This window comes from Vibrio sp. 2096 (assembly GCF_033339595.1).
GTDB classification, from domain to species: Bacteria; Pseudomonadota; Gammaproteobacteria; order Enterobacterales; family Vibrionaceae; genus Vibrio; species Vibrio alginolyticus.
On record NZ_JAWOUX010000011.1, the window covers coordinates 125,183 to 147,066 of the forward strand.

Annotated in this window: 24 protein-coding genes; 12 read left to right on the forward strand and 12 right to left on the reverse strand. The window is 43.5% G+C overall.

Going from position 1 to position 21,884, the window contains the following annotated elements; genetic code table 11:
* Window position 1 precedes the first annotated feature (1 nt).
* The 3 genes from hemH to htpG all read right to left on the reverse strand — a co-directional run bounded on the left by hemH (window position 2) and on the right by htpG (window position 4,000).
* A complete protein-coding gene (gene hemH / locus R7Q41_RS18805; protein ID WP_064353706.1) occupies window positions 2-964 on the reverse strand; it encodes a ferrochelatase in 963 nt (320 codons plus the stop codon).
* A 166-nt stretch (window positions 965-1,130) separates the two neighbouring features.
* Entirely contained in the window at window positions 1,131-1,775 is a 645-nt protein-coding gene (adk, locus tag R7Q41_RS18810) for an adenylate kinase (protein ID WP_005382094.1), read from the reverse strand.
* Window positions 1,776-2,095: 320 nt separating this feature from the next.
* Complete coding sequence (gene htpG, locus R7Q41_RS18815; RefSeq protein ID WP_053303298.1) at window positions 2,096-4,000, reverse strand: molecular chaperone HtpG; 1,905 nt, start codon at window positions 3,998-4,000, stop codon at window positions 2,096-2,098.
* 271 nt (window positions 4,001-4,271) lie between these two features.
* Between htpG and R7Q41_RS18820 the strand changes: the two genes are divergently transcribed.
* Genes R7Q41_RS18820 through R7Q41_RS18835 form a run of 4 tightly spaced genes read left to right on the forward strand, consistent with a single transcriptional unit; the run spans window position 4,272 to window position 6,779 of the window.
* Window positions 4,272-5,150 (forward strand): transcriptional regulator, encoded by an 879-nt coding sequence (locus R7Q41_RS18820; RefSeq protein ID WP_005389626.1) that lies wholly within the window; start codon window positions 4,272-4,274, stop codon window positions 5,148-5,150.
* An 11-nt stretch (window positions 5,151-5,161) separates the two neighbouring features.
* Complete coding sequence (toxS, locus tag R7Q41_RS18825) at window positions 5,162-5,677, forward strand: transmembrane regulator ToxS (RefSeq protein ID WP_005382091.1); 516 nt, start codon at window positions 5,162-5,164, stop codon at window positions 5,675-5,677.
* A gap of 46 nt (window positions 5,678-5,723) precedes the next feature.
* Entirely contained in the window at window positions 5,724-6,479 is a 756-nt protein-coding gene (locus R7Q41_RS18830) for a sulfite exporter TauE/SafE family protein (protein ID WP_033906922.1), read from the forward strand.
* Between the two features lie 21 nt (window positions 6,480-6,500).
* Window positions 6,501-6,779 carry a SelT/SelW/SelH family protein gene (locus R7Q41_RS18835; protein WP_005382088.1) on the forward strand — a complete coding sequence of 93 codons (279 nt, stop codon included), beginning with the start codon at window positions 6,501-6,503 and terminating at the stop codon, window positions 6,777-6,779.
* 39 nt (window positions 6,780-6,818) lie between these two features.
* Here the strand turns inward: R7Q41_RS18835 and yfcE are convergent, their stop codons facing one another.
* The 6 genes from yfcE to R7Q41_RS18865 form a co-directional block, all read right to left on the reverse strand.
* The gene (gene yfcE / locus R7Q41_RS18840; protein ID WP_138939153.1) at window positions 6,819-7,364 is read right to left on the reverse strand and encodes a phosphodiesterase; all 546 of its coding nucleotides are present in this window, start codon (window positions 7,362-7,364) and stop codon (window positions 6,819-6,821) included.
* 75 nt (window positions 7,365-7,439) lie between these two features.
* Entirely contained in the window at window positions 7,440-7,649 is a 210-nt protein-coding gene (locus tag R7Q41_RS18845; RefSeq protein WP_005382086.1) for a hypothetical protein, read from the reverse strand.
* A gap of 148 nt (window positions 7,650-7,797) precedes the next feature.
* Window positions 7,798-8,205 (reverse strand): CBS domain-containing protein, encoded by a 408-nt coding sequence (locus R7Q41_RS18850; protein ID WP_031781352.1) that lies wholly within the window; start codon window positions 8,203-8,205, stop codon window positions 7,798-7,800.
* A complete protein-coding gene (locus tag R7Q41_RS18855; protein WP_005382084.1) occupies window positions 8,202-8,552 on the reverse strand; it encodes a P-II family nitrogen regulator in 351 nt (116 codons plus the stop codon). The genes R7Q41_RS18850 and R7Q41_RS18855 overlap by 4 nt, the downstream gene beginning before the upstream one ends.
* Window positions 8,542-9,333, reverse strand: a complete 792-nt coding sequence (locus tag R7Q41_RS18860; protein WP_005382078.1) for a DUF1538 domain-containing protein — start codon at window positions 9,331-9,333, stop codon at window positions 8,542-8,544. Before R7Q41_RS18860 ends, R7Q41_RS18855 begins: the two co-directional genes overlap by 11 nt.
* Window positions 9,330-10,064: a DUF1538 domain-containing protein gene (locus R7Q41_RS18865; protein ID WP_005382077.1), complete on the reverse strand. Its 735-nt coding sequence runs from the start codon at window positions 10,062-10,064 to the stop codon at window positions 9,330-9,332. The genes R7Q41_RS18860 and R7Q41_RS18865 overlap by 4 nt, the downstream gene beginning before the upstream one ends.
* A 255-nt stretch (window positions 10,065-10,319) precedes the next feature.
* On the opposite strand from R7Q41_RS18865, the gene R7Q41_RS18870 reads away from it, so the two are divergent.
* The 7 genes from R7Q41_RS18870 to R7Q41_RS18900 all read left to right on the forward strand — a co-directional run bounded on the left by R7Q41_RS18870 (window position 10,320) and on the right by R7Q41_RS18900 (window position 15,775).
* Window positions 10,320-11,234, forward strand: coding sequence for a TIGR01777 family oxidoreductase (locus R7Q41_RS18870; protein ID WP_065274254.1), 915 nt, complete (start codon window positions 10,320-10,322; stop codon window positions 11,232-11,234).
* Window positions 11,235-11,278: 44 nt separating this feature from the next.
* A complete protein-coding gene (locus R7Q41_RS18875) occupies window positions 11,279-12,106 on the forward strand; it encodes an SDR family oxidoreductase (RefSeq protein ID WP_025766996.1) in 828 nt (275 codons plus the stop codon).
* Between the two features lie 472 nt (window positions 12,107-12,578).
* Window positions 12,579-13,433, forward strand: coding sequence for a co-chaperone YbbN (locus tag R7Q41_RS18880; protein ID WP_005388628.1), 855 nt, complete (start codon window positions 12,579-12,581; stop codon window positions 13,431-13,433).
* Between the two features lie 159 nt (window positions 13,434-13,592).
* Window positions 13,593-14,510, forward strand: coding sequence for an SPFH domain-containing protein (locus tag R7Q41_RS18885; RefSeq protein WP_047102903.1), 918 nt, complete (start codon window positions 13,593-13,595; stop codon window positions 14,508-14,510).
* Window positions 14,511-14,513: 3 nt separating this feature from the next.
* Window positions 14,514-14,975 carry an NfeD family protein gene (locus R7Q41_RS18890; protein ID WP_047102904.1) on the forward strand — a complete coding sequence of 154 codons (462 nt, stop codon included), beginning with the start codon at window positions 14,514-14,516 and terminating at the stop codon, window positions 14,973-14,975.
* Window positions 14,976-15,299: 324 nt separating this feature from the next.
* Window positions 15,300-15,479 carry a hypothetical protein gene (locus R7Q41_RS18895; protein ID WP_021707680.1) on the forward strand — a complete coding sequence of 60 codons (180 nt, stop codon included), beginning with the start codon at window positions 15,300-15,302 and terminating at the stop codon, window positions 15,477-15,479.
* A gap of 113 nt (window positions 15,480-15,592) precedes the next feature.
* Entirely contained in the window at window positions 15,593-15,775 is a 183-nt protein-coding gene (locus R7Q41_RS18900) for a hypothetical protein (RefSeq protein ID WP_080960102.1), read from the forward strand.
* A 40-nt stretch (window positions 15,776-15,815) separates the two neighbouring features.
* Here the strand turns inward: R7Q41_RS18900 and R7Q41_RS18905 are convergent, their stop codons facing one another.
* The 3 genes from R7Q41_RS18905 to zipA form a co-directional block, all read right to left on the reverse strand.
* Window positions 15,816-17,225: a hypothetical protein gene (locus tag R7Q41_RS18905; protein WP_005382055.1), complete on the reverse strand. Its 1,410-nt coding sequence runs from the start codon at window positions 17,223-17,225 to the stop codon at window positions 15,816-15,818.
* Between the two features lie 510 nt (window positions 17,226-17,735).
* Window positions 17,736-19,748: an NAD-dependent DNA ligase LigA gene (gene ligA, locus R7Q41_RS18910; protein WP_318144629.1), complete on the reverse strand. Its 2,013-nt coding sequence runs from the start codon at window positions 19,746-19,748 to the stop codon at window positions 17,736-17,738.
* A 90-nt stretch (window positions 19,749-19,838) separates the two neighbouring features.
* On the reverse strand, window positions 19,839-20,795 hold the full coding sequence (gene zipA / locus R7Q41_RS18915; RefSeq protein ID WP_017819969.1) for a cell division protein ZipA: 957 nt from the start codon (window positions 20,793-20,795) through the stop codon (window positions 19,839-19,841).
* Window positions 20,796-21,046: 251 nt separating this feature from the next.
* Here zipA and cysZ point away from each other — a divergent pair, with 251 nt between their 5' ends.
* Window positions 21,047-21,790 (forward strand): sulfate transporter CysZ, encoded by a 744-nt coding sequence (gene cysZ / locus R7Q41_RS18920; RefSeq protein ID WP_025767003.1) that lies wholly within the window; start codon window positions 21,047-21,049, stop codon window positions 21,788-21,790.
* Window positions 21,791-21,884 lie beyond the last annotated feature (94 nt).

The window sequence follows — 21,884 nt, forward strand, 5'->3', positions numbered from 1 at the left end:
TCTAAAGTTTAGATTGAACTAACTCAACCATCATCTCGATATGAAGTTCACTATCGTTCAAACAAGGGATGTAGGTAAAGTTTTCACCACCTGCTTCAAGGAAAATCTCTTTACACTCTTCCGAGATCTCTTCCAACGTCTCTAAACAATCTGAAGAAAATGCAGGGGTCACAACATTAATATTTTTCACACCCTTTGCAGGAAGTGCCTCTAGGGTCTTATCGGTATAAGGTTGAAGCCACTCTTCTCTCCCAAATCGGGACTGATACGTCATGCCAATTTGTTGTTCGCTTAAACCTAACGCTTTCCCAAGCAAGCGAGTCGTCTCTTCACAATGCTGTGGGTAAACATCACCATTGTCAGCATAGCGTTTTGGAATACCATGATAAGAACACAGCAGGTAATCTCCCTGGCCATTCTTTTGCCAATGTTCACGAACTGAATGCGCTAACGCTTCAATATATTTCGGGTGATTGTAATAATCACGAATAAAGCTAAAGCCTGGCATCACCGGCAGGTTTTTAAATGCTTTAGTGATTCCGTCAGAAACCGCTGCCGTTGTTGTGCCCGAGTATTGCGGATACAAAGGTAAAACAATGACTTCATCAACGCCTTGCGCCAATAGGGCTTCAAAGCCTGATTGTAAACTTGGGTTACCATACGTCATACCAAGCTCTACAGGTATATCAAGCTTTTGTGCTAACTTTTCAGTTTGGCGTTTAGAGTACACCATCAACGGCGAGCCCTCTTCCATCCATACTGATTGATAGAGTTTGGCAACTTTAGGAGCTCGGATAGGAAGGATAACGCCGTGCAATAGTGGACACCAAAGCCATCGAGTCATGTCTACCACTCGGTGATCATGAAGAAACTGACTTAAAAAGCGCTTTACGGCAGGAGCGGTTGGTGCGTCAGGAGTTCCCAGGTTAACTAGGAGTACACCCTGTTTATTATTCTCTTTCATAACATCCTATTCATGGTAAACGGCTTGGTTCATATATTTAAGTAACCTCGAAGTAACGAATAGCCGAGCTGAAGTTAATTAGATATATGTTTACGAGTAAACTAAAAAAGCGACCACTTGGGCCGCTTTCAATATATCAAAATATTAAATTTTTGACTTCAGCAAATTAAGATAGTGCTTTCTCGATATCCGCACTAACTTCAGCTACTTGCTTAGTACCATCAAACTTAAGGTACTTAGTCTTGCCTGCTTCAGCTTCTTTGCCGTAGTAGTTGATTAGCGGCGCAGTTTGCTCGTGGTAAACACCTAGACGAGCACGTACTGTTTCTTCTTTGTCGTCATCACGAACAACAAGATCTTCACCAGTTACATCATCTTTACCTTCCACTTTAGGCGGGTTGTAAACCACGTGGTAAGTACGACCAGAAGGAAGGTGAGCACGACGACCAGCCATACGCTCAACAATTACATCGTCTGCAACGTCAAATTCGATAACGTAGTCTACGTCTACGCCCATTTCTTTTAGGCCGTCAGCTTGAGGGATAGTACGTGGGAAACCATCTAGTAGGAAACCGTTTGCACAGTCTTCTTGAGCGATACGCTCTTTGATAAGACCAAGGATGATTTCATCAGAAACTAGCTGACCAGCGTCAATAACAGCTTTAGCTTGTTTACCAAGCTCTGTACCTGCTTTGATAGCAGCACGAAGCATATCACCAGTAGAGATTTGTGGAATACCGTATTTTTCCATGATGAAGTTTGCTTGTGTGCCTTTACCTGCACCTGGAGCACCTAGAAGAATGATGCGCATGATTTATCCTCTTTAATATTTAAGATTTATACCGAAGCTCACAATAGCTGACCTCTTAGACATCAAACCTGAGAAGCACCTGCAACGATAAGTTTCGGTATAACGTATATAGGCGAGCAAAAATACACGCCTTATTACTCACATTCAAGTCGCAGATTCTATCACAGGTTCTCTGAGCAAAGAGTGTATTAAGACTAAAGAATGTTAACAGTACCCTCTTTCACGCCCTATTGATTATTAACTCAGCACTTGAGATGCAAAATTTTGCGACAACAAACAAAAAGCTCGCGAAATGCGAGCTTTTTGATTTGCAGAGGTTATTACACCTTAGTCAAAAGTTGATTAACGGCTCCTAAGAACTCTGTTGGATCCTCAATAGAGCCTCGCTCCGCTAGCATTGCCTGACCAAGCAGAACTTCAACCCAGCGACCAAACGCTTCTTCATCGGCTTCGTCAGCCATACGCTTAACCAATTTGTGCTCAGGGTTTAGCTCAAAGATGTATTTCACTTCCGGCACAGCTTGACCAGCTGCCGCAAGAAGCTTCGCCATTTGAGTACCCATTTCGTAATCGTCCGTTACCACAACAGCAGGCGTAGATGCGAGTTTGAAGGTCGTACGAACTTCTTTCACACGATCGCCTAGGTAAGACTTCGTGCGCTCTACAACCGACTTGAACTCTTCTTCGGTTTCTTTTTGCTTCTCTTTTTCTGCTTCATCTTCAAACTGACTTAGATCAAGCCCAGCTTTAGTGATTGACTGGAACTGTTTACCATCAAACTCAGTTAAGTAGTTCATCAGCCACTCATCAATGCGGTCGTACATCAAAATAACTTCAATGCCTTTCGCTTTGAACTGTTCTAAGTGAGGGCTGTTTTTCGCAGCTGCATAGCTGTCTGCCGTCAAGTAGTAGATCTTATCTTGACCTTCTTTCATGCGCTCAACGTAAGACGCCAAGCCCACAGTTTGCTCTGAAGAGTCCACTTCAGTTGAAGCAAAGCGCAATAAACCTGCAACTTTCTCTTTGTTTGCAAAGTCCTCCGCAGGGCCCTCTTTCATCACAAGACCAAACTCTTTCCAGAATGATTGGTATTTCTCTTCGTCATTCTTGGCCATACGCTCGAGCATCGTTAGCACGCGCTTAGTACAAGCATTACGTAGAGACTGAGTCACTTTATTGTCTTGTAAAATCTCACGCGATACGTTTAGCGGTAAATCGTTTGAGTCTATTAAACCACGTACGAAGCGTAAGTATGACGGCATAAATTGCTCTGCATCGTCCATAATGAATACGCGCTGTACGTACAGTTTCAAGCCTGATTTGTGGTCGCGGTTCATCATATCCCAAGGTGCTTTCGATGGGATGTATAGTAAGCTCGTGTAGTCGTTTTTACCTTCTACACGGTTATGACTCCAGACCAAGGGATCGGCAAAGTCATGTGATACGTGTTTGTAGAACTCTTGATACTCTTCTTCTGAAATATCAGATTTGTTACGCGTCCACAGTGCTTGGGCTTTGTTGATTTGCTCCCACTTCTTCTCATCTGTTTCCTTGCCTTCGTCATCACGAACGACAGTTTGGATTGAAACAGGAATGCCGATGTGATCAGAGTACTTACTGATAACGTCACGTAGACGCCACTCATTCAAAAACTCTTTACCTTCTTCACGCATATGAAGAATGATGTCGGTACCACGTGACTCTTTGGTAATGTTTTCGATGGTGTACTCACCTTCACCCGCTGAGTGCCATTGTACCGCTTCATCAGCGGCTAGACCCGCAGCGCGAGTGCGCACGGTAACGGCGTCAGCAACGATAAATGCCGAGTAGAAACCAACACCAAACTGACCAATAAGCTGAGAGTCTTTGCTCTGCTCTTCAGATAGCTTTGAGAAAAACTCAGCTGTACCAGATTTTGCGATTGTTCCTAAGTGCTCAATCACATCATCACGGCTCATACCGATACCGTTATCAGAAATGGTTAAGGTATTTGCGCTTTCATCAAACGACAGTTTCACGCAAAGGTCTGCATTACCTTCGTATAGATCTGGGTTAGATAACGCCTGAAAGCGCAGTTTGTCTGATGCATCTGATGCGTTAGAGATCAGCTCGCGCAAAAAGATCTCTTTATTTGAATAAAGAGAATGGATCATTAAATGCAGTAGTTGTTTTACTTCTGATTGAAAACCACGAGTTTCTTTATTTTGAGATACGGTTTCGCTCATGTGTGCTCCATAACATCTAAACTAATTGGCTTTTTCATAGGGACAAGTTTGTGACTTTCCCCTTGAAATCACCTTACCGAGATGTCATTTAACATGTGGCTGACAAATGTAAATTCAAGGTCAATATTGCTAAAAACGGTGTTTTTTTAGAAAATTTTAATTATCCTACCCGTCTAAAAGCATCTAAAATGTCGTGCGCACTCCAAGCGCCCCGGTAATTTTGTGACATAAATCACCATAATTACAACATCATCCATCTAAGAAGAACTAAATGACTAACATTGGCACCAAATTTCTACTTGCTCAAAGGTTCACCTTTGATCCAAATAGTAATTCGCTCGCTGACCAACAAAACGGCAACGACGTTGTACGATTAGGAAGCAACGAAAGCCGTATACTTCTGATGTTGGCAGAGAGACCAAACGAAGTTTTAACCCGTAACGAGCTTCACGAGTTTGTTTGGCGTGAGCAAGGTTTTGAGGTGGATGACTCAAGCCTGACTCAAGCGATTTCTACTCTGCGTAAGATGTTGAAGGATTCAACAAAATCTCCAGAGTTTGTTAAAACGGTACCTAAACGTGGCTACCAACTCATTTGTTCAGTGGAACGCTTGAGCCCATTTTCTACTGACTCTAACACTGACGCTGAAGAAACCTCTTCTGAACAAGAAGCGCCAGCAGTGGAGTTAGAAGCGAGCGATATGCTACCGACAGAGGTAGTGACCGATACTACTGCTGATATTGAGCCTCAAGTAGAGCCAACTAAAACTCAGCCGAAGCCAGCATCTAACACGATTAACTGGCTACCGCGTGTCATTATCTTTTTGTCTCTGCTGCTTCCTGTTTGCGTATTGTTATTCACGAACCCTGCGGAATCCCAATTCCGTCAAATTGGTGAGTATCAAAATGTACCAGTGATGACACCTGTAAATCACCCTCAAATCAACAACTGGTTGCCTTCAATAGAGCAATGCATTGAGCGCTACGTGAAGCACCATGCAGAAGACTCGTTGCCAGTGGAAGTGATTGCCACTGGTGGACAAAATAACCAGCTGATTCTGAACTACATTCATGACAGTAACCACTCTTACGAGAACGTAACACTGCGTATTTTCGCAGGTCAAAACGATCCAACAGACATCTGCAAATAAAGGAGGCCAATATGAAGATTAAATTAGCATCTGCGGTTTTGGCCGTATCCGTTCTTTTCAGTAGTTGGTTGTATTGGGGAAGTGACCTAAAAGTGGAGCAGCTCCTCACAGCAAACGAATGGCAGTCGACCATGGTGACAGTCATTACAGACAGCTTGCCTGACGATACTGTCGGCCCACTACGCCGAGTTAATGTTGAATCAAACGTGAAATATCTCCCTAATGGTGACTATATTCGCGTAGCAAATATCAAACTATTCGCTCAAGGTTCAACCGCAGAATCAACGATAAATATCTCGGAAAAAGGCCGCTGGGAAGTAAGTGACAACTATTTGTTGGTCTCGCCTTCGGAGTTTAAAGATATTTCATCTTCTCAATCAAAAGACTTTTCCGAAGCACAGCTACGTTTGATTACTCAAATTTTTAAGCTAGATGCGGAGCAAAGTCGTCGTATTGACGTCGTGAACGAAAAAACACTATTGCTCACTAGCTTGAACCACGGTTCTTCGGTACTGTTTAAAAACTAATTTTGATTGGATGATAAGGGGGCAAGACGCCCCCTTTGTTTTGCTTATGGATTGGCTAGATACCCTTACCCTTTTTTTCGGTTCACTAATCGCCAACACGCTGGCTTCACTTTCTGGTGGCGGAGCAGGCTTGCTTCAATTCCCTTTACTCATCTTTCTCGGCTTACCGTTCTCCGTTGCGCTAGGCACACATAAGGTGGCTTCGGTCGCTTTAGGCTTAGGCGCAGCAAGCACGCATTTAAGATCAGGCACTATTAAATGGAAAGTCGCGCTCTACCTTATCTTGTCCGGCAGTATTGGCGTGATTTTAGGGGCTAACTTAATTGTACAGATCCCTGATGGTATCGCGGAAAAGATGCTCGGCACGATGATCCTAGCGCTGGGTATCTACTCGCGATTTAAGACATCGCTAGGCCAAGCTGAAGTAATACGCAACCGTCATCCTATTGGTTGGGTTATTGGTGGAATTGGCTTACTGTTCATCGGCATCATTAACGGATCTCTTACCGCAGGTTCTGGTTTGCTCGTGACACTATTTTTGGTGCGCTGGTTTGGTTACGACTACAAACAAGCCGTTGCTTACACCATGATTTGTGTCGGCCTGTTTTGGAATGGCATTGGAGGCATTGCCGTCGTACAGGCAGGGGCGCCTATTCACTGGGCTTGGTTACCTGTTTTATTGTTAAGCTCTTTTCTAGGCGGCAGTTTAGGCGCATGGGCCGCGACTCGATACAGTAACAGAGTGATTAAAGTTGCATTCGAAATTCTCACGTTTGCGGTGGGCATCAAGTTGCTGGTTTAAAAAGATTAAAAGGAAAGTTTCATGGATAAAGCAATCATTGATATTTATTACTGCCGCCAGTGCAACTGGATGTTGCGTTCAACTTGGCTATCGCAAGAATTACTGCATACTTTTAGTGAAGAAATAGAAACAATCAGCTTACACCCAGACACAGGTGGTCGCTTCGAAATTTTCTGTAATGGCCAGCAAATTTGGGAACGGAAAAAAGACAGCGGCTTTCCTGAAGCCAAGGTGCTAAAACAGCGCGTTAGAGACATTATCGACCCAGAACGCGATTTAGGACATTCAGACACAAAATAGGGAGCAATTCGCTCCCTATTTTTTTACTTAGTAAAACCGTTAAATCATGGTTTGTGCTAATACTTCGCCTTCTGGCGTTTTTACCGTTAGCTTATTGTCTTCTAGAGTACCAAAGCTTCTCGGTAAGCCATTACGTGGGAATGTCATCGAGCCTGGGTTGAATATAATGGCTCCATCTTGCATCTCTGCGACGGGAACATGTGTATGCCCGTGGGCGATGATATCACCTTCGCGCAGTGGCGGCCGTTTTTCAGAGTTGTACAAGTGACCATGAGTCAAAAAGATTCTCTTGCCAGATTCAAGTAGCACCCATGAGTAATCCATCATCATTGGAAACTTCAATAGCATTTGGTCCACTTCACTATCACAGTTGCCACGTACAGAAATAATTTGATCACTGTATTGGTTCAATAAGTCTGCTACCTGTGGAGGGTTGTAGCCTTCCGGAATAGGGTTTCGCGGCCCATGGTTTAGCGTATCTCCTAGCAAAATCATGTGGTGCGCACCAGAGGCCAGAAATAGCTCAATGGTTTCTTTAGTTGCTGGCAAAGAGCCATGCAGGTCTGAGGCAAAAAATAGTTTCACGACATTGTCTCCTCAAAAAGTATGAGGTCATTCTACGGCATTTTTTTAGCAGCTCAACCTACGACGGTTTGAATACTACTGATAGCGCAATGATTCAATGACCATAGGCAAAACATAGAACCATGCTGCATACGCTGTTCCAACCAACACCAGTATCCAAAACACCATCGACATAAATTTTGATTTGGCTAGATGGTGCAGCGGATCGGGCTCTCCGCATCCTGGACATGCATGAGCGCGTTTTGAGATTTGTTTCTCACACACGGGGCAAGAGACTAAAGGCATGATACAGATTCCTCGACATTAGGCTTAGGGCGCAAAGAATAATGGTGAATCAACACATATGCAACCTAACATATATTAAATATTTTAGTTCTTTGTAACAGTCGCTGACTTGAGAAAAAATCGTTGATTTTTCATTTATATCAACCTATTACACTTCTTCTCGCACCATACCATTGATGACAATATTGTTATAACTCACCATCCCAATGACCTCGCCACTTTCAATGACCGGCGCTCTGCTTATGCCAAATCGCTCAAACAAACGGGCACAATATTTTACGTTCATATCTGGTTCGACACACAAAGCGGGCTTGGTCATGATTTCATAAATATTTGTGCGCTGAGGAGAACGATTATTCGCCAGCACCTTTTTGGCGATATCATTCATCAACACGATGCCATATTCATCATTATCATCTCGCTTTTTCACCACCAGCGCTTTGACTTGGTATTTTTTCGCTAGCGTTATGCCTTCGTATACGGTCATCAGTCCATCAACCATCACATACGTTGCCGCCATAACATCTCGAACTCTAATTATCGTTTGACTGCTCATAATTCATCCTCAACCACTTTGGTCAACGTTTCTACTTGATGCGCGACACCGACTGCATCTTCAATATCGATCTGAATAGCAATGCCCTGCCCCGACTCTCTGTCAAATTCACCAACCTCATTAATGGTTTCTAATATGTGTCGAGAGAGATGTTCCTCGACCACAAACAGCAGCACATCTTTTTGCACTTCTAGCGTTAAACCAAAAAACGTTCGCTTTTGATTTAAACCTTGCCCGCGAGCATTGTTAATCACTGTAGCACCGGTCGCACCAGCATCGCGTGCAGCGTCCAACACCTTGTCTGTTTTGCTGTCTTCAACAAACGCAAGTATCAATTTAAAGCGCATTTTCTTCTTCCTCCGAGACGTTTTTATTCAGCCACTGGGTTATTTGCGCATAGCCCATCACAGAGATCATAGGAAATAGACTGGCAAACGCGATCAAGCCAAAGCCATCAATCATTGGGTTTCTTCCAGGGACGGTCGAAGCAAGCCCTAACCCTAATGCAGTTACAAGTGGGACAGTGACAGTAGAAGTTGTTACGCCTCCAGAATCGTAGGCGAGTGGAACAATAAGCTTAGGAGCGTAAAACGTTTGAATCACAACGACGATGTAACCCGCGATGATGTAATAATGAATGGGATCGCCCACGACAATCCGGTAACTCCCTAATGCAATACCAATTGCCACCCCAAACGCAACGGCTACGCGCAAGCCGTTAATACTGATACTGCCTCCAGAGACTTGGTTTGCTTTTATCGCTACAGCGATTAAAGAAGGCTCTGCAATCGTGGTACTAAAGCCTATAAAAAAGGCGAAGGTATAAACCCAATAATAGTCGACCCACATTAAGGCTTTACCTACAGATACTTTGAACTCTTGTAAAAACTCCGGCGCCGTTAATTGCACAGCCATCGTCTCCCCAAGTGGAAACAACGCCATTTCTAATCCAAGTAAAAAAAGAGCTAGCCCGAAAATCACATAAACGAACCCAAGCAAAACTTTCTTAAGGTTGCTAACAGGACGCCTTAACACGGCTAACTGAAAACCAAAAATAATGCTGGCGATGGGAACGACATCTCTAACGGTCGATAATAAAGTGTCTAGGAAATGATCAATTGAAATCATGTTACGACCATTCCGTAAACCATCACAAACATCATCGGTAACAGCGAGGCAAAAGCAATTAAACCAAAGCCATCCACCATAGGGTTGCGCCCTTTAATAGAAGACGCTAAACCGACGCCCAGAGCAGTGACCAAAGGTACTGTTATGGTGGACGTGGTTACACCTCCGGAATCGTAAGCGACGCCAATAATGGCTTCAGGTGCAAACCACGTCAGTATTACAACGCCTACATAGCCACCAATGATCATGTAATGAATCGGCCACCCTTTTAAGATACGCAAAACGCCGATAACGATGGCTATCCCCACAGAGAGAGCTACTGTTACTCGAAGTCCTTCTCCGTAATCCTGCATGGACTGCTCTGAGTTAGCGATCATTCCGCCCTCAGCCGCAACTTCTGAGGCTTCTTCCGCTACCGCGGTTAATGCAGGTTCAGCTATCGTGGTGCCAAACCCCAAACAAAACGCAAAGACTAATAACCAAAACACGCTGCCTTTTTTTGCAAAGGCTTGAGCCATACTCTCTCCGATAGGAAAAAGACCAAGTTCTAGGCCAAAGATAAAAAAGGTTAATCCTAAAACGACAAGCAACAAGCCAAAAAGAATGGAGACCAGGTTGGGCAGCGGCTCTTGCAAAACGACTAATTGGAAAAAAGTGATAACAATGATGATGGGTAATAAGTCACGAGCACTATTGAGGAGCGCTCGAAAAAGCGCAACAAATGCTTCCATGCCTATCCTCCTTGATTGTGCAAACTGATTACGCTCGTTCCAATGAGCGATAACTTCTAGTCTGGCATAGATTTCACTCTTCTACCGTGAATGCACTAGCGCCATCTATAACATTTAGTTACATATTTTCTAATATGTGAAGTTAATAGCCTCTCTGTCAGCTTGTCACTATCCTAGAAATAATGGTGTTGAGATGATCAAGCTAAGCACAAAACGACTATAATGTTCTAATACGTGTACATTCAAAGAGATAACATGAAGATATTACTCACAGGTGGCACTGGGTTTATTGGCTCGGAGTTGCTCAAGCTGCTATCAACTCACCAAGTTATGCTACTTACACGCTCTCCAGAGCGAGCAAAACAACGCCTACAGCATGCTGATCTGGGTAATATCGAATACCTTGACTCGCTCGAATCGTTCGCCGATCTCAATCACGTTGATGCCGTCATTAATCTTGCCGGTGAGCCTATTGCGGATAAAAGGTGGACCAGCGAGCAAAAAGAAAAAATCTGCAAAAGTCGTTGGAAAATTACCGAGCAAATTGTTGAGCTGATCCACGCAAGTACCGAACCTCCCTCTGTTTTTATTAGTGGCTCGGCAGTTGGCTACTATGGTGATCAACAAGATCATCCGTTTGATGAGTGCTTACATGTTAATAGCGACGACTTTCCTCACGAGGTTTGTGCAAAGTGGGAGCAAATAGCCAAGCGCGCAGAGTCGGAGCAAACTCGGGTTTGTCTAATGAGAACTGGCGTGGTACTCGGCCTCAATGGTGGTGCGTTGGCAAAGATGCTATTACCTTACAAGCTTGGCGTAGGCGGCCCACTTGGGAACGGTAATCAGTACATGCCTTGGATTCACATCCTAGATATGGTCCGCGCCATCATGTACTTGCTTGAAACACCACATGCCCACGGTGCATTCAATATGTGCGCCCCCCATCCTGTGACTAATCGTATATTCAGCGGTACACTAGCTAAAACGCTCAAACGTCCGCATATCTTGTTCACGCCTAAATGGGCGATTGAACTCCTAATGGGAGAATCTTCCTGCTTATTGTTCGATAGCATGAGAGCCAAACCCAAAAAACTCACCGAACTGGGCTTTAAATTTAGCTACTCCAGAATAGAGCCAGCACTCAAGCACTTGCTTCATGACCGGAGCTGATGAATGATGGCTCTAATCAATGTTTCTGAGTCTTAAATTAAATTATGAAAAAGTCGATTCTTATTACGGGTTGTTCAACCGGCATCGGTTACGTGTGCGCTCACGCCCTACAAAACAAGGGATTTAATGTCATTGCATCTTGTAGGAAAGAACAAGATGTCCAGCGCCTAATTAATGAAGGGCTAACCTGCATCAATCTAGACCTAAATAGCCCAGAAAGCATTTCTTCGGGCGTGAAGCAAGCGCTAGAGTTAGCAGAAGGTAAGCTTTACGCAGTGTTCAATAATGGTGCCTATGGTCAGCCCGGAGCACTGGAAGACTTACCCACCGAGGCTCTTCAAGATCAATTTCAGACCAACTTTTTTGGTTGGCACCAGTTGGTCAGAGAGGTGCTTCCTCATATGCGCCAGCAAGGCGAAGGACGCATCATACAAAACAGCTCTGTTCTTGGTTTTGCCGCAATGAAATACCGTGGTGCCTATAATGCATCAAAATTTGCCTTAGAAGGCTGGACAGATACGCTCAGGCTAGAGCTTGCGGATACGAATATCAAAGTGGCATTGATAGAACCAGGACCGATCGAAACTCAATTTAGAAACAATGCATTACGAGCCTTTGAGAAGTGGGTTGATATTGAATCTAGCCCCCATCGTCATGCTTATGAAGGACAAAGAGAGCGACTCAACAACGACAAGTCTAATAATCGATTTGTTTTGCCTGCAGAGTCTTGCATCGCACCAGTTCTTCATGCATTAACTAGCGTTTCACCGAAAATTCGTTATCGAATTACTACACCGACTAAATTATTCGCAGTCTTGAAAAGACTATTACCAACCCGTGTACTTGATAAAATTTTGCGACAGGCTGCATAAAAAAGTTTTGTCGAAATGTAATTTCACCGTAACAATGTGATGTCATTATGAACATGTAGGTTAAAAAAACCTCAACTAAACGAATCAATTTCTACGCAATTCAACGGGGATTCTTTCGCCCAAAGTGATTGAGTTGCTTAGATTTGGTATCGCCACCCATTACGTTTTGTAGCAATGTTTATACTACTGCGAGGCAACAATGACATTAAATCAGCTTAACTGGCTTAGTGTGGGTGTAGTGTTGACCATGTTCATCCTATTTTGATACCGCACTAACAAATAGCATTAGAATTGCGCTGCTTCGGCAGCGTTTTCTTTTTATCTAACACCTGAGCAGCAATAACCTCACTCTATTACCTCACGTTTTCTCAAAATAGAATGATTCATTATTGATGGTGAATGTCGCTTGAATTTCACCTAAATCAACTCCATATCTAATATCAACGACAAGACACAAGGCAAGGATACTCTGATGCAATCCCCATTTATCGTTGAGATAACAGAACAGAACTTTCGCGAAACGCTTGAAGGATCAATGAACACGCCCGTTTTGATCCACTTTTGGGCCAACGCTCAGCCAGAAAGCGCACAGATACTCCCTGAGTTGCAATCTCTTGCTCAACAGTACAACGGTGCATTTACGCTTGCTCTACTAAATTGTGAAGATCAGCCCGCTTTAGCGTCTCAATTTGGCGTGCAAGTATTGCCAACTATCGCGCTGTTTATAAATGGTCAAGCCGTCGATGGTCTGGGAGGCCCCCAGCCAATTGATGCCATTGCTACCATGCTACAAAAGCATTTGCCAAGCCCAGATGAACAACTATTAAAACAAGTCAGTGAACTTCTTCAGCAAGGTGAGCATGCTCAGGCTTTGAGCATCATCCACACTTTGCCGCCAGAGCTGCAAGAGCGTGGTGATGTGAAACTCGCGATGGCTGATTGTTTGCTAGAAACCAAACAATTTGATATTGCCCAAGAACTACTGAACGCTATCCCTCTCGAGTATCAAGATAACTACTACAAGAGCCTAATAGCCAAGCTCGAGCTGCATTTGCAGGCTGCAGATAGCCCTGAGTTACAGCGACTAGAACAAGCATACGCAGCAGACATGGCAAACTTCGAACTCGCTTGTGAATTGGCGGTACAATACAACCAAGTTGGTCGGGATGAAGAAGCGTTGGAACTGCTGTGGAATATTCTTAAAAAAGACTTGGGCGCCCAAGACGGTGACGTGAAGAAGACTTTTATGGATATTCTCAGTGCGCTAGGTCAAGGTAACGCATTAGCAAGCAAATATCGTCGCCAGCTTTACTCAATTTTGTACTAAGCGCCGCATTCTTCTAGGAATAAGACAACAAAGGCCGGTGTTTCCGGCCTTTGTCATATAAAAGACCAATAACCTCTCAAAGGTCTCAGAACTTCAATTGTCTATTGTCTATAAATAGGTAAAAATGGATCGAATATTATGCACTTAAGGGAATAACTTATGCCAATTGATTCACTGATCACCATCGGTATTTTCGTCGTTCTTGCTGTCGTTATCTTATCTTCAGCCATTAAAACGGTTCCGCAAGGAAACAACTGGACAGTTGAACGCTTCGGACGCTACACCCACACATTAAAGCCGGGTTTAAACTTGATCATTCCATTCGTTGATAAAGTTGGTCAAAAAGTAAATATGATGGAGCGCGTTCTCGATATTCCTGCGCAAGAGGTCATTTCAAAAGATAACGCTAACGTGGTTATTGACGCTGTCGGATTTGTTCAAGTGATCGATGCTGCCAAAGCGGCTTATGAAGTCAACGACTTAGAACACGCTATTAGAAACTTGACCCTTACCAACATTCGTACCGTTTTAGGTTCAATGGAACTGGACGAAATGCTGAGCCAACGCGACATGATCAACTCTAAGCTGTTGGCGATTGTTGACCAAGCAACAAACCCTTGGGGCGTAAAAGTCACACGAATTGAGATTAAAGATGTCCAGCCACCAGCCGATCTGACCGCTGCAATGAATGCGCAAATGAAAGCCGAGCGTAATAAGCGTGCGGAAATTCTTGAAGCAGAAGGAGTTCGCCAAGCTGAGATATTAAAGGCCGAAGGTCATAAACAATCAGAGATATTAAAAGCTGAAGGTGAAAAGCAGTCTGCTATTCTCCATGCAGAAGCACGTGAGCGTGCCGCGCAAGCAGAAGCAAAAGCGACTTACATGGTTTCCGAAGCCATTGCAAAAGGTGACATGCAAGCCGTCAATTACTTCATTGCACAGGGTTATACCGAAGCGATCAAGAGCATTGGTCAAGCCGAAAATGGTAAAATCATTATGCTTCCATTAGAAGCAACCGGACTAATGGGCTCGGTTGCAGGGATAGCAGAAATGTTTAAACAGCAAGGTAAAGAATAATTTATGGATTTTTTTAGTTTGCTGGAAGGTATCTCTTTCTGGCATTGGCTAGCGTTTGGCTTTGCTCTTTTAGCAGTTGAGCTACTTGGTACCGCAGGGTATTTTCTCTGGCTCGGGGTGTCTGCACTTATCGTTGGAGCAATCATGACCGTTTTGCCAATGAGCTGGCAATTACAATGGCTTTGCTTTGCAAGCTTCAGCTTAATCACCACCTGGCTTTGGTGGCGACGACAATGGTCTAAAGACAAGCAAGAAGACCAAGAAAGAGATCTGAACCAAAAGTACAAGCAGTTAATTGGGCGTACTCTTATCCTTGAAGAAGACTTTTCCGTCGGGCTCAATCGCATCAAGGTAGCCGATACCACATGGTCCGCACAATCGGATCAAGCACTTCCAGCCGGTACCCGCGTAAGAATCACCGATGTTGAAGGTATTATTTTAATCATTGAGCCTGATTCTAATTAATTTATGCCAAAGTAATGGGGCAAATCATGCTCCATTACTTTAATCTAAACAACTGCTTTCATTTCATTACCTTAATTAAAATCGAGAAAAAAATAAGTATTAGTAATATTATTAATACCCTACCTACCATTTCCTATTATTTAATTATTCAACACACGACAATCAATAAGATAGAAATATATCTAGGTAAATTATCGATCTAATTTTATTTTAAAAAATAAAACTTTATTGAATTATTTTTTGATCTTTTTATCCTCGGATACATACTTAACGCATAAGCATTTAAGTTGAGTGCTTTTTATTTGGTAAGTAAGAGGATGTACTATGAATAAGCTTCTCTTTTTAATGTTGTGCGGTATTTTTTCTTTTTCTTCCTTTGCCTACAACAACGGAAACGGCGGTACAACTAATTTGGGACCTATAGTCGAATGTAAGATGCCAAGTGGCGACGTTACGAATATTCCAAGTGAAATGTGTCGATTTAGAGGTGGGGAATGGGAATAGTAAAGAAGTAAGAGCTTAGTTTGATATAAGAGCCCTATTCAACCTTGCCTTTCTGCGTAGTCACGGTTTATACAAGCACGTAGATATTTAAAGTTTATATTAAGGTGATTATTATGAGATTTTTATCTGGTCTATTAGTAATATCTTTTGCCATAATTCCGTTAACCACTAATGCTAATGGTGCATCCGGTGGTCGTACGTTAGGCCCAGAGATAAAGTGTGAGTTGCCAAACGGTAATGTACATATGTTGCCACCGTTATATTGCAAAATATACGACGGCCGAGAAGTGAAATAGAAAAGGAGCCTAGCGGCTCCTTTTATTATCCCATTAAGTATTAGTGGAAGCTGTAAGGGATAAGAACTTGTAGACGTAAGTCTGTTTCATCCGCATCGCCAGCACCTGCGTACTCATCACGTTCTAGGATTGTACCGTGTAAACGAATGGTAGAACCTTTAAGCGCGCCACTTTGTAGTGAGTAAGATACTGTTGCGTTAACTGCGTATTCGCTTTCGTAATCCCAGTCACCTGATGCTCCGCTTGCTGCAGAGTCAGCGCCAGTACCGTAACCAAAGCCTAGGTAGTAGTTCCAGCCGTTACCTTGGTTGTAAGATAGACGGTTGTACCATGCTAGCTCACCCGCTTTGTTCCAGTCAGATAGCGCGTCCCACCACTGAGACCAAGTACCATTGTTCATACCATATGTATGAATAGTACGAGGAACGAAGTCCGCACGGTTATCTGTGTCTGTGTAGCGCAACTCAGACATCCAAGCTAGCTTGCCGAAAGATTGATTCAAAGATAGACCAGTGTGGAAACCTAAACCATCGTATTTCACATCATCGTCAACACCGTAGAAATCAAATGCTAGAGTTGTACGGTCACTAACAGTGTACTTCAAGTAAGCCTTGTAAGAAGTGTTGTCAGTTTCGTTGTGGTAGCTAGTTACTTGACCTGCACCCCAGTCAACACCATTTGCATATTGAACGCCAGTAGCTTGACCCAAACCAAGTTGCATAAACAAGCTGTCAGTTAGGTTACCGTTTAGGCCTAGAGAGTGTAGGTAGCTCCATGAAGTGTCAGACCAAAGCGCTGGTGCGTAATCATCTTCGTGAAGCAGCCAAGGTGCTGTAAATTGGTCTGCGCCAAAGTAGCTTAGGTTGAAATCACCAAGTTTAGCGTTCAGTTCGAAACCACGGTAAGTACCAGGTACAAAGCTCCAAACGTTACCGATTGTACCGTTACCACCAGCCTGTAACATACCAAAACGAGCATTAAAGTTTTCGTTTGCTTTGAATTTCAGCGCTGCTTTGTAAACTTTAAGCTGCTGACCATCACCTGCACCCCAGTCTAGGTTGTTACAAGTTGAGATTTCGTTACATAGGTAGCCTTCGTTTGAATTGTAAAGACTATCGTTGTAAAGATCGCCAGAGTAGTAAGCCGCAACATCTGCGCCCACCCAACCATCGTGGTAGCCAGAAGTGAAGTCTAAAATTGCGTTGTAAGAAGAGTAGTTTAGACGACTCCAACGGTCACCATTTTCACCGCCGGGCTTACCTGTTGTACGAGTTCGTGAACGAGTATCAACTATGAATAATGCATTCAGACTTGAGTCTTGCATAAATTCGTTCACTTTCTCTACGTACTCGCCACCTGCTGCACTTTCAGTAGACGCTGTAGCTGGAGCGACAGCAACAACACCAAACATTGCTGCGGTTAACGCTGAAACCTTAAAAAATTTGTCCATGGAAAAACTCCTAAAAATGGATATAGCTGTATTTTTCTATCTCACCTTTAGTTGGCCGCCGAAGGAGAGAAGTAAATTCCTGATCAAACCTCATTATTTCTAATTTGGCTTTTTTTAGTTCCTGCATACACACCGTGTATCCACGTGATTAAGACTAACTTCGCAGCTAAAAACATCCAAATGGAACTTATTTTTTTTCTAAAAAAATATGAGCCACTCCAAAGTTCCATATAACTTATTGATCCAGATCTTATTTTTAACAACACCAACACAACGCAATAAAATATCATTTAAAATTAAGCACTTAAATTCAACTTGAAAGTATCAACTTGAAGTCACTCGCAGACTAAAAAAGCCAAAAAAACCAATAACCCAAGGTTCGATCTTGATCACTGAAAAGAACAAAGGCATCAATTACTCAATAAAAAAACACTTAATTATGAACAAGAAAAAGCCCCGCATGCTTACCATACGGGGCTTTTAGTTATTTTTTAGCTTTTTTGAGAAGACTTAATTCATCAATTCGAGTAAGTCTTGTTCTGTTTTGATCTCGATACCCAGTTCTTGTGCCTTTGCCAACTTCGAACCTGCATTTTCACCAGCAAACAAAATATCCGTTTTCTTAGAAACACTACCTGTCACTTTTGCACCTAGGGATTGGAGGGCTTCTTTAGCCTCTGTGCGACCTAATTGAGAAAGTGTTCCTGTCAATACGACCGTCTTACCTTCTAATGGTAATTCCCCCACCTGCTCAGTAGTATTAATCTCTGGCCAGTGGATCCCTTGTTCAAGCAAATCTTTAACCACCGCTTGGTTCTGTTCTTCACTAAAGAAAGTCGTAATATGTTGAGCAACCACAGCACCGATGTCTTGCACTTCAATCAACTGCTCTTCGGTAGCATTTTGGATCGCTCCCAACGTTTTAAAGTGCATTGCTAAGTTTGCTGCGGTTGCCTCGCCAACTTCACGGATCCCCAGTGAATACAAAAACCGAGGTAAAGTCGTTTCTTTGGATTTTTCTAACGCATTCACAATATTCTGCGCAGACTTTGGCCCCATGCGATCTAGTACGGTTAAAACCCCCGCAGATAACTTAAATAAGTCAGCAGGAGTTTTCACCATCTCACGGTCAACAAGCTGCTCGATCACTTTATCGCCTAAACCGTCAACGTCTAACGCTTTACGAGAAACAAAGTGTTTTAGCGCTTGTTTGCGTTGTGCTTGGCAAACTAAGCCCCCCATACAACGTGTTACCGCTTCTCCTTCGATCCGCTCAACATGCGAACCACAAACAGGACACTGAGTTGGGAAAACAATATCTCGAGCTGTTTCTGGTCGACGCTCTTTGATGACAGAAACGACTTGGGGAATAACATCGCCAGCACGGCGGATCACAACGTGATCACCAATCTTGACTTGCAGACGTTCTATCTCATCTGCGTTATGAAGCGTCGCATTACTTACCGTTACCCCACCAACAAATACAGGCTCTAGTTTAGCAACAGGTGTAATCGCACCAGTGCGACCGACTTGGAACTCCACTTCATTCAGTGTCGTCATTTCTTCCTGAGCTGGGAATTTGTAGGCAATCGCCCAACGTGGAGCGCGAGCAACAAACCCCAGACGCTCTTGCACGGCAATATCGTCAATTTTAATAACGACACCATCGATCTCATAAGGGAGGGCATCACGACGCTGCAATATATCTTGGTAGTAAGCTTTTACATCCGCCAAGCTTTCAACTCGCTTAGTTTCCGGACACATTGGCAGCCCCCAAGATTTGATTTGCAAAAAGCGTTCGTAATGACTTGCTGCCAATTCTGCGCCTTGCACCACGCCTACACTGTATGCATAGAAGCTAAGCGGACGAGAAGCCGTAATACGTGAATCCAATTGTCGTAAGCTACCTGCCGCAGCGTTACGTGGATTAACAAAGATTTTCTCGCCTTTCTTCCTTGCTAATTCATTGAGCTTATCAAACCCAGCTTTCGGCATAAAGACTTCACCACGAACTTCAAGACGATTTGGCCAGTCATTACCCCTGAGTTTTAAAGGAATGGCTTTAATCGTACGCACATTCTCTGTGATGTTTTCACCCGTAGTACCATCGCCTCGAGTGGCCGCCTGAACTAATACGCCATTCTCATATAACAAACTTACGGCGAGTCCATCCAATTTAGGCTCACAACAGTATTCTTTCACACTCTGGCTGCCCACGCGCTCTTGTGCGCGCTTGTGGAAACTATCGAGTTCACTATCATCAAACGCGTTATCAAGCGAAAGCATCGGTACTTCATGTGTCACTTGGCTAAACGCAGAGAGAGGTTGCCCACCGACACGTTGGCTTGGCGAGTCTACGGTTATTAAGTCAGGGTTCTCAGCTTCAATATCCAGTAACTCTCGCATTAAACGGTCGTACTCGGCATCAGGGATCTCTGGGTTATCTTCCACGTAGTAACGCACAGCGTGGTAATGCAACGACTCTTTTAGTTCTTCTAGTCGCCGAAGTACTGATTCAGACATAGTAAAGCCCCGTGTATTTTCAATCGGTGAGGTTGGGAAATCCAAGAAAAAGGGCTCCATCCGGAGCCCTATTATTATTTGCTGTTAAGATTATGCGTTAGCGGCATTAAACTCAACTATTTGACGTCGATAAGATGCTAAACGATCTGGCGTCATTAAGTTGCGCTGGTCATCAAGTACGTTACCACCTAAGTCATCAGCAATTTGCTGCGCAGTTCGGAGCATTAAGTTGAAGTTCTGTTCAGCCTCGCCATAACAAGGCAATGTCATGAAGAATGAAATACCCTTCGTTGTAAACTCAGCAGGATCAGCATGTTCAAACGTACCAGGGTGCATCATATTAGCGACGCTAAACAGCACTTTGCCGTTACCGGACAAGTCGACATGACGATGGAAAATATCCATCTCGCCATAAATTAGACCGTTTTGTTGCATACTTTCAAATAAAGCAGTACCAACAAATGGCTCTTCACCAGCACAGTGCACATTCAATACAATCACTTGCATTTCAGGTTCTGGCTTTGGCTCTTCCTTAGGCTCTGCAACGACAGGCTCACTAACCGTTTCGACTTGCTGTTCTTTCTCCGTAATATCAAACGCGGCGGGAATAACTTCTTCTTCCACAGCAGGCTGGAATGGCTCTTCAGCTACTGTTGCTTGAACAACAGGCTCAACGTCCTCTTCTTTATCTTTTTCTGCAACAAATGAAGGGATGTCATCCGGCTCCTGCTGCGTCTGTTTGACTTCAGATGGACCACCGAATAACGGGTCAGATTCAAACTTGTTGTCGAAAGAACTCGCCATCCCAAAATCTGGTTCTTTGCGATCTTTGCGAATGATCTCAAAGTCATCTTCAGGAGCGGGAGCGAAGTCTCGTTCTTTCTCAACAAGATCATTTTTGTCTTCTTGGTCAACATCCAGCTTACCAAGTGGCTTGTTACCAAACTTTGCTTTGCCTTCTTTTTTACTGCTCCATAAACCATGAAACAGTAATGCCGCGATGGCTAATGCGCCAACAACAATGAGTACGAATCGCAATTCCTGCATTATTTACTCTCAATATACTTGTTTTTACTACTCGCAGTTCCTTGAGCAGCAACCCAAGTGCAATAAATCTGAATGATACGTTTACTTTACCAAAACTATATGTAGATTTAGAACAACTTAATGCAAGAAGTTCCGTTTTTTGTTGTGATTCTTGCCACGATTCCACTTAACAAGACGTCATTTGTCAGGGCTTTGAAAGAAAAGTCCTCACAGGTACAATGAGTTTTCATTTACACGAAGCCAAAATAGACATGAAGAAAAACAATCAGCAGAGAACCGGGTTCGGTTATTTTCTATACGGGATACAATTGGCACTAGCCCCTAAAATCAGGCGCTTTGTCATCTTACCTCTACTTGCAAATATCTTGCTTGTAGGTGGTGCCATCTTCTATCTATTTTCAAACCTTAATATATGGATAGAAGGCTGGATTGGGCAGCTGCCTGAGTTTTTATCCTGGTTAACTTACATTCTTTGGCCTTTACTCGCTCTAACGATACTCGCTACCTTCTCCTATTTTTTCAGCACGCTCGCGAACTTTATCGCCGCGCCATTCAATGGCCTCTTGGCTGAAAAAGTGGAAGAGTACTTAACGGGACAAAAAGTAAATGATGATGGTTTCACTGCCGTCCTGAAAGATGTTCCTCGCGTTTTAGCTCGTGAGTGGAGAAAGCTCCTTTACATTTTACCTAAAGCAATAGGCCTATTCCTGTTATTGCTCATCCCTGCCCTTGGACAAACAGTAGGCCCATTTTTATGGTTTATCTTTACCGCCTGGATGCTCGCGATTCAATATTGTGACTACCCGTTTGATAACCACAAAATCCCATTTAACGACATGCGTTACAAATTGAAACAAAAGCAAGGTAAGGCCTATGGCTTTGGGGTATTGGTGTCTGTATTTACGACGATCCCAATTTTGAACCTCATTGTCATGCCTGTAGCAATATGTGGTGCAACCGCTATGTGGGTCGCGGAGTTTAAGCACCAACGATAGTCGATTAGAGATTAAGGAAAGGGATCAGCGCCAGCTTTTCCCTTTTCTTTTATCAAGTTCTGGGCCAACCTAATAAGATATAACTTTTTAATCC